The 15,533-nt window shown below is 60.3% G+C and carries 14 protein-coding genes and 3 pseudogenes; 7 read left to right on the forward strand and 10 right to left on the reverse strand.

The genetic code is table 11. From position 1 onward, the window contains the following. The first annotated feature begins 94 nt into the window (after positions 1-94). Positions 95-406 (forward strand): hypothetical protein, encoded by a 312-nt coding sequence (locus ACFQT0_RS06335; RefSeq protein ID WP_380201322.1) that lies wholly within the window; start codon positions 95-97, stop codon positions 404-406. Between the two features lie 151 nt (positions 407-557). Here the strand turns inward: ACFQT0_RS06335 and gcvP are convergent. Continuing rightward, positions 558-3,479, reverse strand: a pseudogene (gcvP, locus tag ACFQT0_RS06340) (aminomethyl-transferring glycine dehydrogenase). 216 nt (positions 3,480-3,695) lie between these two features. Here gcvP and ACFQT0_RS06345 point away from each other — a divergent pair. Beyond that, positions 3,696-4,919, forward strand: a complete 1,224-nt coding sequence (locus tag ACFQT0_RS06345) for an NAD(P)-dependent oxidoreductase (protein ID WP_380201324.1) — start codon at positions 3,696-3,698, stop codon at positions 4,917-4,919. A gap of 28 nt (positions 4,920-4,947) precedes the next feature. Here ACFQT0_RS06345 and ACFQT0_RS06350 read toward each other — a convergent pair whose 3' ends face one another. The 5 genes and pseudogenes from ACFQT0_RS06350 to ACFQT0_RS06370 all read right to left on the reverse strand — a co-directional run bounded on the left by ACFQT0_RS06350 (position 4,948) and on the right by ACFQT0_RS06370 (position 7,620). Then, positions 4,948-5,313, reverse strand: coding sequence for a DUF1206 domain-containing protein (locus tag ACFQT0_RS06350; protein WP_380205925.1), 366 nt, complete (start codon positions 5,311-5,313; stop codon positions 4,948-4,950). After that, positions 5,256-5,777 (reverse strand): annotated as a pseudogene (locus ACFQT0_RS06355) (DUF1206 domain-containing protein); the annotation flags it as partial. The gene ACFQT0_RS06350 and the pseudogene ACFQT0_RS06355, both read right to left, overlap by 58 nt. A gap of 179 nt (positions 5,778-5,956) precedes the next feature. Then, a complete protein-coding gene (locus ACFQT0_RS06360) occupies positions 5,957-6,118 on the reverse strand; it encodes a CsbD family protein (protein WP_380205926.1) in 162 nt (53 codons plus the stop codon). Positions 6,119-6,316: 198 nt separating this feature from the next. Further along, positions 6,317-7,090 (reverse strand): hypothetical protein, encoded by a 774-nt coding sequence (locus ACFQT0_RS06365; RefSeq protein WP_380201326.1) that lies wholly within the window; start codon positions 7,088-7,090, stop codon positions 6,317-6,319. A 275-nt stretch (positions 7,091-7,365) separates the two neighbouring features. After that, positions 7,366-7,620, reverse strand: a complete 255-nt coding sequence (locus ACFQT0_RS06370; protein ID WP_380201328.1) for a hypothetical protein — start codon at positions 7,618-7,620, stop codon at positions 7,366-7,368. Between the two features lie 236 nt (positions 7,621-7,856). Between ACFQT0_RS06370 and ACFQT0_RS06375 the strand changes: the two genes are divergently transcribed. Continuing rightward, positions 7,857-9,416 carry a hypothetical protein gene (locus ACFQT0_RS06375; protein WP_380201330.1) on the forward strand — a complete coding sequence of 520 codons (1,560 nt, stop codon included), beginning with the start codon at positions 7,857-7,859 and terminating at the stop codon, positions 9,414-9,416. 161 nt (positions 9,417-9,577) lie between these two features. Here the strand turns inward: ACFQT0_RS06375 and ACFQT0_RS06380 are convergent, their stop codons facing one another. After that, positions 9,578-9,994: a hypothetical protein gene (locus ACFQT0_RS06380; RefSeq protein WP_380201332.1), complete on the reverse strand. Its 417-nt coding sequence runs from the start codon at positions 9,992-9,994 to the stop codon at positions 9,578-9,580. A 170-nt stretch (positions 9,995-10,164) separates the two neighbouring features. On the opposite strand from ACFQT0_RS06380, the gene ACFQT0_RS06385 reads away from it, so the two are divergent. The 4 genes and pseudogenes from ACFQT0_RS06385 to ACFQT0_RS06400 all read left to right on the forward strand — a co-directional run bounded on the left by ACFQT0_RS06385 (position 10,165) and on the right by ACFQT0_RS06400 (position 13,346). Next, on the forward strand, positions 10,165-10,566 hold the full coding sequence (locus tag ACFQT0_RS06385) for a hypothetical protein (protein WP_380201334.1): 402 nt from the start codon (positions 10,165-10,167) through the stop codon (positions 10,564-10,566). 116 nt (positions 10,567-10,682) lie between these two features. Next, positions 10,683-11,690: a hypothetical protein gene (locus ACFQT0_RS06390; RefSeq protein WP_380201336.1), complete on the forward strand. Its 1,008-nt coding sequence runs from the start codon at positions 10,683-10,685 to the stop codon at positions 11,688-11,690. Between the two features lie 508 nt (positions 11,691-12,198). Beyond that, positions 12,199-13,064: pseudogene (locus tag ACFQT0_RS06395) on the forward strand (DUF3089 domain-containing protein). Positions 13,065-13,076: 12 nt separating this feature from the next. Continuing rightward, complete coding sequence (locus ACFQT0_RS06400) at positions 13,077-13,346, forward strand: hypothetical protein (RefSeq protein ID WP_380201338.1); 270 nt, start codon at positions 13,077-13,079, stop codon at positions 13,344-13,346. 54 nt (positions 13,347-13,400) lie between these two features. Here ACFQT0_RS06400 and tsf read toward each other — a convergent pair whose 3' ends face one another. The 3 genes from tsf to rpsI all read right to left on the reverse strand — a co-directional run bounded on the left by tsf (position 13,401) and on the right by rpsI (position 15,510). Continuing rightward, positions 13,401-14,237, reverse strand: a complete 837-nt coding sequence (gene tsf / locus ACFQT0_RS06405; RefSeq protein ID WP_380201340.1) for a translation elongation factor Ts — start codon at positions 14,235-14,237, stop codon at positions 13,401-13,403. A 100-nt stretch (positions 14,238-14,337) separates the two neighbouring features. Beyond that, the gene (gene rpsB, locus ACFQT0_RS06410; protein ID WP_380201342.1) at positions 14,338-15,105 is read right to left on the reverse strand and encodes a 30S ribosomal protein S2; all 768 of its coding nucleotides are present in this window, start codon (positions 15,103-15,105) and stop codon (positions 14,338-14,340) included. 18 nt (positions 15,106-15,123) lie between these two features. Next, the gene (gene rpsI / locus ACFQT0_RS06415) at positions 15,124-15,510 is read right to left on the reverse strand and encodes a 30S ribosomal protein S9 (RefSeq protein ID WP_046246877.1); all 387 of its coding nucleotides are present in this window, start codon (positions 15,508-15,510) and stop codon (positions 15,124-15,126) included. Positions 15,511-15,533: the final 23 nt, after the last annotated feature.

Genomic DNA, 15,533 nt, shown 5'->3' on the forward strand with positions numbered 1-15,533 from the left:
CAAATTGGGGGCCATTCTAGTGTTATTAATTTGCTGGAAAGGGAATTTGTCCTATCTTACCCCCAAATTTCCACCCTACATCTTTGCTTCGTCAATGAAAAGTACTGCCCTCTTGGCTTTGGTTGCTACTGGCCTCTTGGCTGCCTGCTCTTCCGCCCGCGACGAACGACTGCAAACGGCACCCGCCAACAGTACCCCGATAGCGCACAACACCATCGTAGACTGCCCCGTGTACGATGGCATGAAGAAAAGCTCGCTTGTGCTGGCCCAAACCACCGCCGGCAACGAAGTGCAGGTAACCGACACCATCAACGCCTATTTTGTGCGCGTGCGGCTCGACAAAGACGGCCAGACCCGGATGGGCTACATGGACCGCCGCTGCTTCGGCGAGCGCGGCAGCAAGTAGGTTAAAAGTTGAGTTTAGAGAGTTGAGTTTTGAATGTTTTTCCGAGCACCTGACAAAGCAAAGAGCCCGATTCAGTGAATCGGGCTCTTTGCTTTGCTGGTAAAACCTGGGTGTTGAAGTTCAATTAAACTTCAACCCCAACCCCAATCCTTTAATAAGACGGGCCTTTATCGGCTTGTACCAAATCCTCTTCCTTGTCGACGTACTGCTCGATAGGCGTGCAGCTGCAGATGAGGTTGCGGTCGCCGTAAGCCGAGTCGATGCGGCTGACGCTGGGCCAGAACTTGGCGGCGCGTACGTACTCCATGGGGTACACGGCCTGCTCGCGGGTGTAGGGGCGCGTCCACTCGTGCACCAGCACCGTAGCAGCGGTGTGGGGCGCGTGCTTGAGCACGTTGTCCTTGGCATCAGCCTTGCCCGACTCCACGGCTGCGATTTCCTTGCGGATGGAAATCATGGCGTCGCAGAAACGGTCCAGCTCGTCTTTGCTCTCGCTTTCGGTCGGCTCAATCATGAGCGTGCCGGCTACGGGGAAGCTCACGGTAGGGGCGTGGAAACCGTAGTCCATCAGGCGCTTGGCAATGTCTTCTACTTCGATGCCGGCCTTTTTGAAGTGGCGGCACTCCAAAATCATTTCGTGGGCGCAGCGGCCGTGGCTGCCCGAGTACAGCACCGGGTAGTGCTCCTCAAGGCGGGCCTTGATGTAGTTGGCGTTCAGGATGGCAATCTGCGTGGCGCGGGTCAGGCCCTCGCCGCCCATCATCGATATGTAGGCGTAGCTGATGGGCAAGATGCTGGCCGAGCCCCACGGCGCCGCCGAAACCGAGCCGCTGGTGCGGCCTTCTACGGCTACCACGGCGTGGCCGGGTAGGTAAGGAACCAGGTCGGCCACGACGCCGATGGGGCCCACGCCGGGACCACCGCCGCCGTGCGGGATGCAGAAGGTCTTGTGCAGGTTCAGGTGACACACGTCGGCGCCAATGTTGGCGGGCGAGGTTAGGCCCACCTGGGCATTCATGTTGGCGCCGTCCATGTACACGCGGCCGCCGTGGCTGTGAATGGTCGCGCAGATGTCGATGATGGTTTCCTCGTACACGCCGTGCGTGCTCGGGTAGGTCACCATCAGGCAGGAGAGGCGGTCGGCGTACTTCGCGGCTTTCTCCTTGAGGTCGGCCACGTCGATGTTGCCGTCTTCGGTGCTCTTCACCACCACCACTTCCATGCCCGCCATTACGGCCGAGGCGGGGTTGGTGCCGTGGGCCGAAGCCGGAATCAGGGACACGTTGCGGTGGTGGTCGCCGCGGGCTTCGTGGTAGCCGCGGATGGCCAGCAGGCCGGCGTACTCGCCCTGGGCGCCCGAGTTGGGCTGCAGGCTGACGGCGGCAAAACCGGTGATTTCGCAGAGCCAGGTTTGCAGGTCGGCGAAAATCTGCTGGTAGCCTTTAGTCTGGTCCAGCGGCGCGAAGGGGTGGAGCTGGCCGATTTCGGGCCAGGTCACCGGAATCATCTCGGCGGTGGCGTTCAGCTTCATGGTGCACGAGCCCAACGGAATCATGCTGTGCGCGAGGCTGAGGTCTTTGTTCTCGAGCCTGCTTCATGTAGCGCAGCAGGCTCGTGTTCGGCGTGGTGCGTATTGAAGACAGGGTGCGTGAGGTACTCGCTGGTGCGAACGAGGCTCTTGGGCCAGGTCAGCTCCAGAGAGTCGGGCAGCCCAACCAACTGGTCGGCTTCCTTGCCCAGCACTTTGGCGAAGACGTCCAGAATGTCGGCCACGTCGTGCAGCTCGGTGTTCTGGTTGAGCGAGATGCCCACGCGTACTTCGTCGAAGTAGCGGAAGTTGAGCCGGGCGGCTTCGGCCTCCTTACGGAGCGACTGCTGCAGCTCGGCGCTTTCCAGGCGCAGGTTCAGGGTGTCAAAGTAGTGCTCGTTGGTTTGCTCCACGCCCAGCTTTTTCAGGCCGGTGGCCAGGGTCTGGGCCAGGCTGTGGGTGTTCACGGCAAACTGCTGGATGCGCTGCGGGCCGTGGTACACGGCGTACATGCCGGCCAGCACGCTCAGCAGCACTTGCGCGGTGCAGATGTTGGAGGTGGCTTTTTCGCGGCGGATGTGCTGCTCGCGGGTTTGCAGGGCCATGCGGTAGGCCTTGTTGCCGGCCGCGTCGATGCTCTGGCCGATGAGGCGGCCGGGAATCACGCGCTTGAACTGGTCTTTGCAGGAAAAGAAGCCGGCGTGCGGGCCGCCGTAGCCCATGGGCACGCCGAAACGCTGCGAGTTGCCCACGCACACATCGGCGCCGAGCTCGCCGGGCGAGGTAAGCAGCGTGAGGGCCAGCAGGTCGGCGGCCATCACCACAAACACGTTGTTGGCGCGGGCCTGGCCGATAAATTCTTTGTAGTCAAACACCTCGCCGTCGGCGGCAGGGTACTGCACCATGGCGCCGAAGAAGCCTTCGTTGCTCAGGTCTATTTGGCGGTGGTCGCCCACCACCAGCTCAATTCCTACGGGCGTAGCGCGGGTGCGCAGCAGGTCGATGGTCTGGGGCAGCACCTGCTCGGAAACGAAGTACTGGTTGGCGCCTTTCTTTTTGGTCTGGCTGTGCAGCATGTGCATGGCCTCGGCGGCGGCGGTGCCTTCGTCGAGCAGGCTGGCGTTGGCGATTTCGAGGCCGGTCAGGTCAATTACCATGGTCTGGTAGTTGATGAGGGCTTCGAGGCGGCCCTGGGCAATTTCGGCCTGGTAAGGCGTGTAGGCAGTGTACCAGCCCGGGTTTTCCAGAATGTTGCGCTGAATAACCGGGGGCAGGGTGGTATCGTGGTAGCCCAGGCCAATGTAGCTTTTGAACACCTGGTTCTGGCCGGCAATCTGCTTGAACTTGGCCAGGAAGGCACGCTCGCTGAGGGCTTCTGGCAGGTCCAGCGGCCGCTTGAGGCGGATGGCGGGCGGTACGGTTTCGTTGATGAGCCTGCTCGAGGCTTTCCACGCCAATGGTGCGGAGCATGGCCGCCTGTTCGTCGGCGCCGGGCGCGTTGTGGCGGTCTTCAAAAACGTCGGCAGGCTGGGGTTTCAGCGTCATAAAGGCGAGAAGAAGTGGGAGAGAAGCGGTTTGAGCGGGATGATTACCAGGTTCGGAATCCTAAACAAAGGTAAGCTGGAAATGGCCCGGCGGACTGCCGCCAAAACCGTAATTTTGACGGGCAACAGCTCAGCAATGAGGAATGAAGAATGGGGAATGAAGAGTTCCCGGTCGATAATTCTTCACTCCCCATTCTCCATTCCTCATTCCTACCCCATGTCTTTTACCATCGGTCTCCTTCGCGAAGGCAAAACGCCGCCCGACAAGCGCGTGCCCCTAACCCCCAAGAAGTGCCTGGAAGCTCAGGAAAGCTTTCCCGGCCTGCGCATTGTGGTGCAAACCAGCCCCGTGCGCAGCTACACCGACCAGGAATACCGCGACCTGGGGCTGGAAGTGCGCGACGATATTTCGGACTGCGACGTGCTCATGGGCGTGAAAGAGGTGCCCGTGAGCCAGCTCATCCCCAGCAAAACCTACCTGTTTTTCTCGCACACCGTGAAAAAGCAGCCGGCCAACCGCAAGCTGCTGCAAGAGGTGCTGCGGCAGGGCATTACCCTGATTGACTACGAGCTGCTGACCAACGCCCGTGGCGAACGCATTGTGGCCTTCGGGCGCTACGCCGGCATTGTGGGCGCCTACAACGGCCTGCTCACCTATGGCCGCAAGCACGGCCTGTTTCAGCTCAAGCCGGCGCACGAGTGCGTTGATATGGACGACATGCAGGAGGAGTTCTTCAAGGTGAAAAAGCTGCCGCCCATTAAGATGGCCGTCACCGGCTCGGGGCGGGTGGCGCAGGGCGCGCTGGAAGTGCTCAACCGCATGGGCATCCGGCGCGTGAGCGTGTACGACTACCTCTACCACGATTTCAAGGAGCCGGTGTACACCCAGCTGTGCAGCTCCGACTACAACCGCCGGCGCGACGGCCGCGTGTGGGACACCACCGATTTCCACGCCAACCCCCAGGAGTACGAGTCCACGTTCGGCCTGTTTCTGCCCGTTACCGACCTGCTCATTGCCTGCGCCTACTGGCACCCAGCCGCGCCGAAACTGTTCGAGGAAGCCGACACCCGGCGTCCGGACTTCCGCATCAACACCATCGCCGACGTCACCTGCGACGTGAACGGCTCGGTGCCCACTACCAAGCGCAGCACCAGCATCGCCGACCCGGCCTTCGACTACAACCCCGCTACCGGGGAGCTGGAGCCGCCCTATTCACGGCCCGAGAACATTACGGAGATGGCCGTGGATAACCTGCCCTGCGAGCTGCCGCGCAACGCCAGCCGCGACTTCGGCCGCCTGCTCGACAACGTGCTGCCCCACTTAGTAGGCCCCGATGCCGAGGGCATCATTGCCCGCGCCACCATTGCCAAAGGCGGCCGCCTGCTGCCCCGCTACCAGTACCTGGCCGACTACGTGGCCGAACCGATAGACGCGCACTAGCGCAAATATGTGTGCCGCTCAAGTTGAGCTAAATGCCCCGCAGTATTGGATACTTGGCTTGCACCAGCATGTAAATGCCGTAGGCTACGAGGCCCGCAGCCACGGCGCCCAGCACCACGGGGCCCATGGCGGCCAGGAAATCGAAGGCATCGCCGGTGCTGCCCACAGCCGATGCCCGCGACTGCTGGCCGGCCTGCACAAAAAGTAGCCCAGAATGCCCAGCACAATGCCCCGGGCCGTGAGCCCAATCTGCCCGGCGCGGTACACCAAGCGCTGCTGCTCGGCCGACAGGCTGCTGGAATTCACGTCGTTCTTGAAATTGCCGGAAAACGCCCGGTATATCTGGTACAGCGCCACGCCGATGGTGACCGCGCCCACGAGCATTATCAGCCACTCGCCGCCGGGCCAGCCCAGGACTTTGGCCGTCAGGGTTTGGGAGGCGTTGCCGCCCTCCTCGGCGTGGCCGTTGAGGGCCAGGCGACCGGTGTAGAGGGCCAGGCCGCTGTAGAAAAGGCCGCTGATGACGTACCAGATGCGCATGCCCACGCCTTTGGCGCCCGAGCCCTTGCCCTCGGTGTCTCGGATGGCCTGGGTGAAGCGCCACACGATGTAGCCCAACAGCCCGAAGGAAATCAGCCCCAGCAGCAGGTGGCCGCCGGGCAGGTCCTGGAGGCGCTGCACGGCCTCCTCTTTGTCGGGGCGGGCGCCGCGACCCACGCCGGTGGCGGCCATCAGGGCCAGGGCCCCCATCAGCAAGTACACCATGCCGATGGCGGCAAACCCCAGCCGGGCCAGGGTCTTGATGCCCGACGAGGGCGAGCGGGGAACGGCAGAAAGCAGGGTGTCGGTTGCAGACATAGGGCGCAAGGAAATGAAGTGAAACGGCGTGCTACTCAGTACGCACTTACCTGGACTTAAGGCTAAGCTGAGGCCCGGGTAAAACAAAAAAGCCCCTTCTGGTTACAGAAGAGGCTTTTCGTAATGAGGCGGCAGCGTGTGGATTGGAAGGCGCTTTGCCTCATTGGTAATGCAGCGGGCTAAAACGTCCGGTTGAACCAGGTTTTGATGTCTTCAAGAGCATGGCCGGTTTTCTGCTGCAGGCGGCCGAACCACTCGTCCTGCTTGCCATCCTCGTAATCGAGGTCGTCATCGGTGAGGTTGCCCCACTTCTGCTTGGCTTCGCCTTTGAGTGGTTCCAGTTGCCGCGAGCCTTGAGTTCCGTTTGGTCGTTGAGGTTATTCCGGTTGAGGTCCATGGTTGAAAGGAAATGTGGGTGGGAAGGTGGAATTTCTGCACCTTGTACGCCGGGCCCTGGCCAGAGTTGGGCCAAAGGAGCCAATGCCGAAATCTTGTTGGGCAGGCCACCGCGCTTTCTTGTTTCAGTAGAATGGCGCCCGCTAGCGGTGGCGGGCATTGAACCCCATCAGCAAGCTCACGCGCACGCCGCTGCTGCCGGGCACCACGGCCAGGTTGATGGGGAAGTTGACGCCGTTGGATTGAATGGAGGTGCCCATGGCCAGGACAATGCTGCCACCGAGCGGGCTCAGGTTGGGGCCGACCCCAAATTCAAAGCCTTTGGCACCGCGGATGCCCAGCAGGCCGCTGAGGCTGGGCAGGAACTTGCCTTGCTCCAGGCCGCCCACCAGCGGCACGAATTCGACCAGCCCGCTCATGCCATTGGGCAGCCGGAACAGCCGGCTCTCAAACTGCCAGCCAAACTGGGTGAGGAAGGGGTTGAGGTCGGTGCCGCGGTCTTTGGCATGGGTCACGACGCGGTGCGAAAGCAGCGTGACGCCAATCCGGGGGCCGTCGAGGTGAATGGGTTCGTCGAGAATGGCATCGTTGGGGGACGCATTGTTCACCACCGGCACGTCGTTCGGAAAGGCAGCCTTCACCGCCGCAGCCGGGCTAGCCGGGCCCGTGGGTGCCGGAGCTGGCCCGTTGAACACTTCCTGCGTGCCGTTGGCGTAGCGAACCTTTTGCACATCGGACCGCCACACGCTGATGAGCGGGCCGTCGGGGTTGTCGGCGCGGCGGAACTTGACTTCCGCTTGGGTGATTTCAACCACTTTCACCGCTAGTTCTTCCCCATTGCGCTTGGTGAGCAGGTCTTGGGCGTGGGCGGCGCTGGCCAGCAGGGTCAGCAGGGCAAGGAGTAAAAAGGTACGCATGGTGCTTGGGGGTTAAGTGAGACGATGCGTAAAGGTGAATGAATGCCTGACCCCATGCCAGCGCATTTTAGCAACTGCAGGACTTTGCCTTTTTGAGTTTATTGTGAATAAAATATTGATAATAAGAGGCGTGTTGTATATTTTTAGGATATTTCAAATTGATATTGCTGGCTGAGTTCCGTGTGTTCTTTGGCGAATTGCCTCAGGAAATGAGCCAACAAAAGCCCCGCTGCCGGGGGCAGCGGGGCTTTCGCAATACGGGTAAGGTCGGGGCCTTACTTCTGCGGCGTAGCAGGTACTTTGTCGATAACCTTATCAGCGGGCTTGTCGCGTACTACAGCCGTATCGCCGGGCTCGCGGGCGATGTCGGCTTTGGCGCTGTCAACGGCACTGTCCATGGCGTTGCCGGCATCGTTGGCGGCGTTTTCGGTAGTGGTGGCAGCGTCATCGGCCTTTTTCTCCGAGCACGAAGTGGTGGCGAAAGCACCGAAGGCGGTTACAACAAGCAGGGTCTTGAAAGAGAATTTCATGGTTCTGGAAAGAAAGAGTGAATAAATATTCACCTTTAATCAGGAATAGATTAAAAGGTAACCCGCTTTTACCCATTGCCATGGCGTTGGGTTTCAGGGCGGGTGTGCCGGGCAGCTACCGCGATGCTCAGCCGTAAGCTCTATTTATGGCCGCACCGTGAGGCAAGTAAGGGTTGAGCTGAAGCAGCTAAAAGGTTTTTGTTGAGCGGATAGCGACGGCACCGTAATTTGCCTGCATGGATGACTTGCGCACGACGCTTTTGACGCTGGCGGCCGACGAGCGGCGCGATTTTGGGGTATTTATTCAGCGGCAGCGGCGCAAAGCCGCCGGCCGGCAAGACTCCCGCCTCTACGAGTTGCTGGTGCAGCCCAAGCAGCTCACGGCCCCCACTCATCGCCAAGCTCTACCCCGACGAGCCCAACCCCGTGGCCTACTACGCGCTGCGCAAGCGCCTGCTGCGCCACCTCACCGATTTCCTGCTTTTGCGCCAGCGGCGCTCGACACCACGGCCGCGGCTTCGGTGCGCGGGCAGCTCACCCTGGCGCAATACCTGTTTGAAGCCGGCATCCCGCGCCTGGCGTGGAGCACGCTGCGCAAAGCCGAAAAGCTGGCCTACGACAACGAGCAGTACGAGCCCCTGAACGCGGTGTACAACCTGCAGATTCAGTACGCCAACTCGCCGCACGCCGAGCCGCTAACCGAAATCATTGCCCGCCGGCACCTCAACAAAAAAGCCGCCGACGAAGAGGAGCGGGCCAACATCGCCGACAGCCTGCTGCGCCTGCGCCTGCGCGAGTCCCGCAAGAAAGGCCGCGCCGGTGCCCCGCTCGATGCCCTGATGCACGACATCCTGGTGGAGTACGACCTGCAGGAGGCCTTTGCGCGCTCGCCGTCGCTGCTGTGCCGGCTCATGTCCATTGCGCGCAGTGCCATGCTGGTGCGCCGCGATTTTGCCACGTTTGCCGTATTTATCGAGCGCTGCTACCGGCTGATGGAACGCCGCCACGGCTTTGCGCCGGCCCACCGCAGCTACCGCCTGCGGCTGCTGTACATGCTGGCCCACGCCCTGTACCGCTCCCGCCGTTTTGCTGAGTCGGTGGCTTATTTGGAGCAGGGTCGGGCCATCTTGGCCGCGGCCCCGAGCCGGCAGTTTACCGAGTTCGGGTCCCGGTTTACGATGCTGCTGGCGGCCAACTACTCCTTCCTGCGCCGCAACGCCGACAGCATCGGGCTGCTCGAAAAGACCCTGCAGGCCACCCCGGCGCTGCCGCTGCTCGACGACCTCACCGCCCGCCTCCAGCTCACCTTCCACTACTTCGCCGAAGGCAAGTTTCAGAAAGCCAACCTCACGCTGATAAGCATGGCGCGCACCGACCACTGGCTGGAGCAGCACCTGGGCCTGGAGTGGCTGCTCAACCGCAACGTGGGCGAAATGCTCATTCAGCTGGAGCTCGGCAACCCCGACCTGGCCCTGAACCGGCTGCACGCCATCGAGCGCACCCTGCGCGAGCAGTTTCCGGCCACGCCCGCACCCGAGGCCGCCAGCCCCGGCGCTGCGGTACCGGCCGGCGGCCCCTACTGCTACGTGCTGGGCTACCTCGCGCTGGTGCGCAAGATTATCGACGACCCGGCTGCCGCCCGCACGCCCGCTTTCGCCGCTCAGGCAGAAAATTTGTCCACCTTCATGCCGCTGGAGCGCGAAGACCTGCAGGCCCGCAGCTTCTACGCCTGGCTGCACGCCCGCATGCTGGGCCGGCCGTACTATGAGGTGCTGCTGGAAGTGGCTGAGCTGTAGTAAATGTCATTCAGTAATCGCCTATCATGCATATCTGGCGTCCCGCAGGAAGCATGTTCTCACCGACCAGCGAATCGGGCGTGAGATGATGCTTCGCAGGCGGACGCCAGATATGCATGACAAACGTCATTTCCGGCTAGACTCCTGGATAGAGAAAACCCTTATTCCTTGCGGGATGCTTCTTTGGCATTCTCCTTGGCCTGGGCGGCGGTGCGTTTAGCCGCCTCGCCCATGGCATCCATCTTGGTGTCCACTTTGTCGCCAGCAGCCTCCAGCTTCTTGCCGGCTCGGTCCATTTTGGCGTCCAGCTTGTCGCCGGCGGCGTTCAGCTTGGCTTCAAACTTTTCGGCGGCGGCTTCCATCTTGTCGCCGGCTTTTTCGGCGGCCGCGTCCAGCTTGTCCTCGGCTCGTTCGATTCGGGCTTCGGTGCGGTCGCCCACCGAGTCGGCGTTGGCTTCCGCAGTGGTGGCGGTGCGGTCGGCGTTGGCTTCGGCGTTTCGCTTTTCGGTTTCGGTGCAGGCGCTGGCACTCAGGGCCACCACAACAGCAACAAGCAGGGTCTTGAACAACGATTTCATGACGAAGGGGAATGAGCGTGAACGGATGCCTTTTATTAGAGGCAGGCGCAAAAGGTAACCCGCCTGCGCTCGGCAATCCTGGCTCAATAGGCCGGTGGCGGCCCGGCAGGCTAACTTTTTAGTCTCCGCGCTAGTATAGCCCTAAGTATCCTCCTTACCTCCCAATTCCCATGGATTCCATCGCCACCACTCCGCAAACGCCCGCCACTCCCGAAGTGCCCCTGAACGTGAGCGACCAGCAAAATACCGCCCTCCTCGACGATACCCTGACGTTTCTGACGGCAAGCACGCCCACCAATTCCGGCCCGCAGGGCCGCGCCGAAGTCGAGCGCTGGGAAGCCGTGCTGGCGGCGTCGGACCGGCCGGGCCTGGCCAAAATAAAGCAGGGCCTGAATCAGCTCAATATTTTGCTGGCCGATGCCAAAAGCCCGGCCCACGACATTGCCGAAGTTCTCGCTACCCTCGGCGCCGAAACCGCCAAAGTAGCCGAAGAAGCCAACGGAGCCTACAGAGACCCGCTCAATAACCTGAGCAAGCTGCTTATTCGGGCCGGCTCGTCGCTCTCCCGCTAGCTGCCCGCGGGGTTGCTAACCGCCGTAGCGCGAACTTTGTGGCTGGTGCCGCTGCGTCCCTCGGATTCGTCCGCGGGTGCAGTGGCATCAGTCACAAAGTTCGCGCTACTGTTTTTATGCCCCAGCTCACCCCCGCCGACCTCATTCCTTACGACCCGTTCGACGGCATGCAGTTTGGCCCCACTACCTGCTTTCTCAGCGGGCAGCCCGTGGGTCCCGACGACACCATCCCCGTTTTTGCCGACTGGCTCCAAGCCCGCTACGGCCTTGCCGACCGCCCCATCCAGCTGCTCGACCAGCGGACGGTGCAGATAAAAGACCTGCGCCTGCCCGCCAGCCCGGCCGTACGCCCGCGCCTCCAGGAGCTGGAGCAGCGAGTAGCGGCCGCCGCCGCCCAAGGCCCAGATGCCCTGCGCGCCCTCGGCGACGACACCCTGTTTCTGTGGATGGGCAAGATGTTTTACGGCATCTTCATCACCGAACTGCTCAACGAATTTGAGCCGTTGATAAAGCCCAAGTACCCGCTGGCGGAAAACGCAGCTTTGGTTCGCCGATTTCAGGCATTTTACCAATTGCTGCAGGGCCTGCGCGTGCCCACCGAATACGCCGATTTCGTGCCCGGCTCCGTTTTCGTGCTCGAAGCCGACCCCGCCGAAGACGTGACGCCCTTCGAATACGACGACGACCTGAATACCCTCGTCTTCAGCATCAAGCTCGATAAAGCCGTGCTGGTGGCCTGCCTGGTCGATATTGGGCTGATTGGGCAAGCCATGGGCAAAGTGTACCAGGATGCCAGCCGCCCGCTGCACCCCGTGCAGATTGCCGAGTTCAAGGCCCGGGTGTACTACGCCGCCCACTTGCTGCACGTCGTGCCCGACATCTATCCGCGCACGCCCCGCCCCGGCGATACCACCATGGTGTTCGATGCCCTGATTGACGACGTCACCGGCGCCATTTTCAATCCTTGGGAAAACGGGGCTTACACCCAGGCCCTGGGCGACCTGTGGCACCGCTGGAACATCAGCCTGGCCGATATCGTCCAGAAACCCGCTGAGCCCCTGAGCTTGTTATATGACGAATCGGGGCAGCCGCGCGAATTAAAAAGCTGGCCGGTTGCTAGTTAATTGATGGACCGTCATGCCGAGCGCAGCCGAGGCATCTCGCTCGCGCCGCCTGTCATGCTCATCTGGCGTCCCGAAGGAAGCATCTTACCAGGCCAGCACAAAATATTGAGCCGTGAGTAGATGCTTCCTTCGGGACGCCAGATGAGCATGACAGACAATTGGGTTACTACTGCACGCGAGATGCCTCGGCTGCGCTCGGCATGACGGTCCAATTTCAACGCGACGATTCCGCTTGAAGCAGCCAACTTTCTAAACAGCTTCAATTAAAGTAACGTCATGGGTCGACCCGCTCGGCCCAACGCGCTAAATAACATCTATTCCTGTGCTAAAATCCTCAATACGCTCCTTCTGCCTGCCGCTGCTTCTAATTCTGCTCAGCTTAAGTTCCTGCATCAAGCTGCTCAAGCCCCGCCATGATTTTGTGGCCTACGTCCCCGCCGCGGGTCCCAATTATGCCTTGGATAGCTGCTGGGCCGCGCTGCCTACCCGCCGGGATTCCGCCGATGCCGTGCCGCCAAACTCCGGCCTGCGCGACGAACAAGCCGCTGCTAACGCCGACGTTTTCTTCGTTCACCCGACCACGTTCTACCGCCCGGCTTCCTGGAACGCGGATTTAGCGAAGCCCAGGCTCAACCGCTTCACCGACCGTAGCACCATCCGGCACCAGGCCAGCGCCTTCAACGCCGCCGGCCGCATTTACGCCCCGCGATACCGCCAGGCCACGCTTTATTCCTTCTTCGACGAGCAAACTCCCAACGGCCAGGCCGCGCTCGACCTCGCCTACGCCGACGTGAAAGCGGCCTTTCAGTATTATCTGGCCCAATACAACCAAGGCCGTCCCATCATCATCGCCGGCCACAGCCAGGGCACGGCCCATGCCACGCGGCTGCTCCACGAGTTTTTCGACAATGACCCCAAGCTGCGACGCCACTCGTGGCCGCCTACCTCGTGGGTTTCAAGGTGAAGCCCAACGAGTACCAAACCATCCGCCCCTGCGCCGATTCTCTCGAAACTGGCTGCTTCATTACGTACAATGCCGTTGCGACCAGCAACGACTTTCCTCCTTTCCAGCCGTTCGCCGTCACCAATCCCCTCACCTGGAAGCTCGACACCCTGCTAGCCCCCGCCGCCCTCAACCGCGGCGGTGTCAGCCAGGATTTTAAGCGCATCGACGCCAACGTGACCGATGCCCAAATCCACCAAGGCCTGCTCTGGATAACCCCGCCCAAGCCCGGTGGCTATCCCCGCTTCTTGCTGCCCGGCCGCCCCGAGCTGCGTCACTCCTTCCACATCGCCGACTACGCGCTGTTTTACATGAACATCCGCGAGAACGCTAAGACGCGGGTGCGAGCGTGGCAGCAAATTCACCCATAGTTTTCAGCTGAAATGAGCGATTTTCAAATAGATGGTGTCAAGTATGAAATTCTTTGGGCAACTGATATTCCAGCGCGTGACGGAATTGCATGTGAATTGAGAAGTGTGAAGTTGGCACCTCATGGAATGAGTCTTGAACGGAAACTGCTTGCTGAAGTCTTTCGGGATGATGAAAAAAGGAAAATAGTATTTTCAGGGTTCGCCAAGAACGTTCCACTTGCCGCTATTGAGCAACTGCTTCGGATATTTAATCAAGGAGGAGGCAGAGACTTTATGGAATAAAAAAGCCCGCTGGCGCAATGCCAGCGGGCTTTTTTATTCCATGGCTTAACGCAATTAAGCGCCGATAGCCACGCGCTTGAAGTCCGAAACCGTCATGCCTTTCGACTTGCTGTCGAGCAGCTGAGCGATGGTCATCGAGTTGTCTTTCACGAACTCCTGGTTCAGCAGGGTGTTGTCCTTGTAGAACTTATTGAGTTTGCCAAGGGCAATTTTCTCAAGCATCGCCTCGGGCTTACCTTCGGCGCGGGCCTGCTCTTTGCCTACTTCAATTTCGCGCTCAGCAATGGTCGCATCCACACCGTCTTTGTCAACGGCGATGGGCTTCATGGCCACAATTTGCATGGCTACGTCGCGGCCCACGGCAGCAGCGTCAGCCGAGCCAACATTCTTCAGGCCTACGAGTACGCCTTTCTTGCTGTCGGAGTGTACGTACGAAGCCACTTTTTCAGCGGTCAGCGTAGCGTAGGTTACTTCCAGCTTCTCGCCGATTTTGCCCATCAGGTCGGTCACGTGCTCCTGCACGGTCAGTCCGTCCGAAGCTTTGGCCGCGAGGATGTCCTCTTTCGTGCCAGCGTCGATGCGAATAGCGGTGTCCAGAATTTGCTGGGCCAGCTCGCGGAAGTTCGCCACTTTGGCTACCGATTCGGTTTCGCAAGCCAAGGCTACCAGTTTGCCCTGGGTGCCGTCTTCGCTCACGCTCACCAGCACGAGGCCTTCCGAGGTTTCGTTTTCGGCGCGCTTGTCAGCGATTTTCTGGCCGTGCTTGCGGAGAATGTCGCGAGCGGCTTCAAAGTCGCCGTCGGCTTCCACCAGGGCTTTTTTGCAATCCATCATGCCCGCGCCGGTCATGGTGCGGAGCTTGTTTACGTCTGCGGCGGTAATAGCGGCCATTAGAGAAATTTTTGTTGGGTTGGAATTCAGGGAAAAGAAAAAGGGAACCTCCGGAGCCTAGCTACTCGAAGGTTCCCTTTTTCAAAGAGCTAAGAAGGGACTATTCTTCGTCAGCAGCCGTTTTTTCAGCGATGGCAGCCTCGTCGGCTTCCTTGCGCTCGGCGTCTTCTTTGTCAACTTTGCGCTCCGACAGGCCATCTTCGATGGCCTTGCCAATCACGCTCACGATGAGCTGAATGGACTTCGAGGCATCGTCGTTGGCCGGAATCGGGAACTGTACCAATTCGGGGTTGGAGTTCGTGTCGCAGATAGCAAACACCGGGATGCCCAGTTTCTGAGCTTCTTTCACGGCGATGTGCTCGCGCTTCACGTCTACTACAAACAGCGCAGCGGGGAGACGGCCGAGGTCGGCGATACCACCGAGTACGCGGTCGAGCTTGGCGCGCTCACGCGACATCATCAGCTTCTCACGCTTAGCGAGAGCGGCATAGGCCGTGTTCTCTTTCACCATCTTGTCGATGGTGGCCATCTTCTTCAGGCTCTTGCGAACCGTAGCGAAGTTGGTGAGCATGCCGCCCAACCACCGGTCGGTCACGAAAGGCATTTTCAAACGCTCGGCTTCCGTCGTAACGATTTCCTGCGCCTGCTTCTTCGTGGCTACGAACATCACCTTGCGGCCGCTCTTCGCGATGTTGCGAATAGCCTGGGCTGCGTAGTCGAGCGAAACCAGCGTTTTGTTGAGGTCAATAATGTGGATGCCGTTCTTCTCCATGAAGATGTACGGCGCCATTTTGGGGTCCCACTTGCGGGTGAGGTGACCAAAATGGGCACCTGCGTCGAGCAGGTCCTTATAAGTCGTCTGAGCCATGATATATTTCCTCCTGGTTTAGCGTTTCGAGAACTGGAACGAGCGACGAGCCTTGCGCTTGCCGAATTTCTTGCGTTCCACCATGCGCGGGTCGCGGGTCAGGAAGCCTTCCTTCTTGAGAGCGGGACGAGTCTCCTCGTTGTCGCTCACCAGAGCCTTGGTGATAGCCAAACGGATGGCTTCGGCCTGAGCCGAAATGCCGCCGCCGCGCACGTTCACCTTGATGTCGTACTGGCCGACTTGCTCGAGGATTGCCAGGGGTTGGTTCACGACGTTTTCCAGCAACTCGTTGCTGAAATACGACTTCATGTCCCGGTCATTGATAGTGATATTCCCTTGCCCGGCCTGCATGTAGATGCGGGCCACCGAGGTTTTTCTTCTACCAGAGGTGTTGGTAATTGCCATTTAGTGGAAAATTAAAGAACGTA

The sequence above is a fragment of the Hymenobacter humi genome (assembly GCF_042665855.1).
GTDB classification, from domain to species: domain Bacteria; phylum Bacteroidota; class Bacteroidia; order Cytophagales; family Hymenobacteraceae; genus Hymenobacter; species Hymenobacter humi.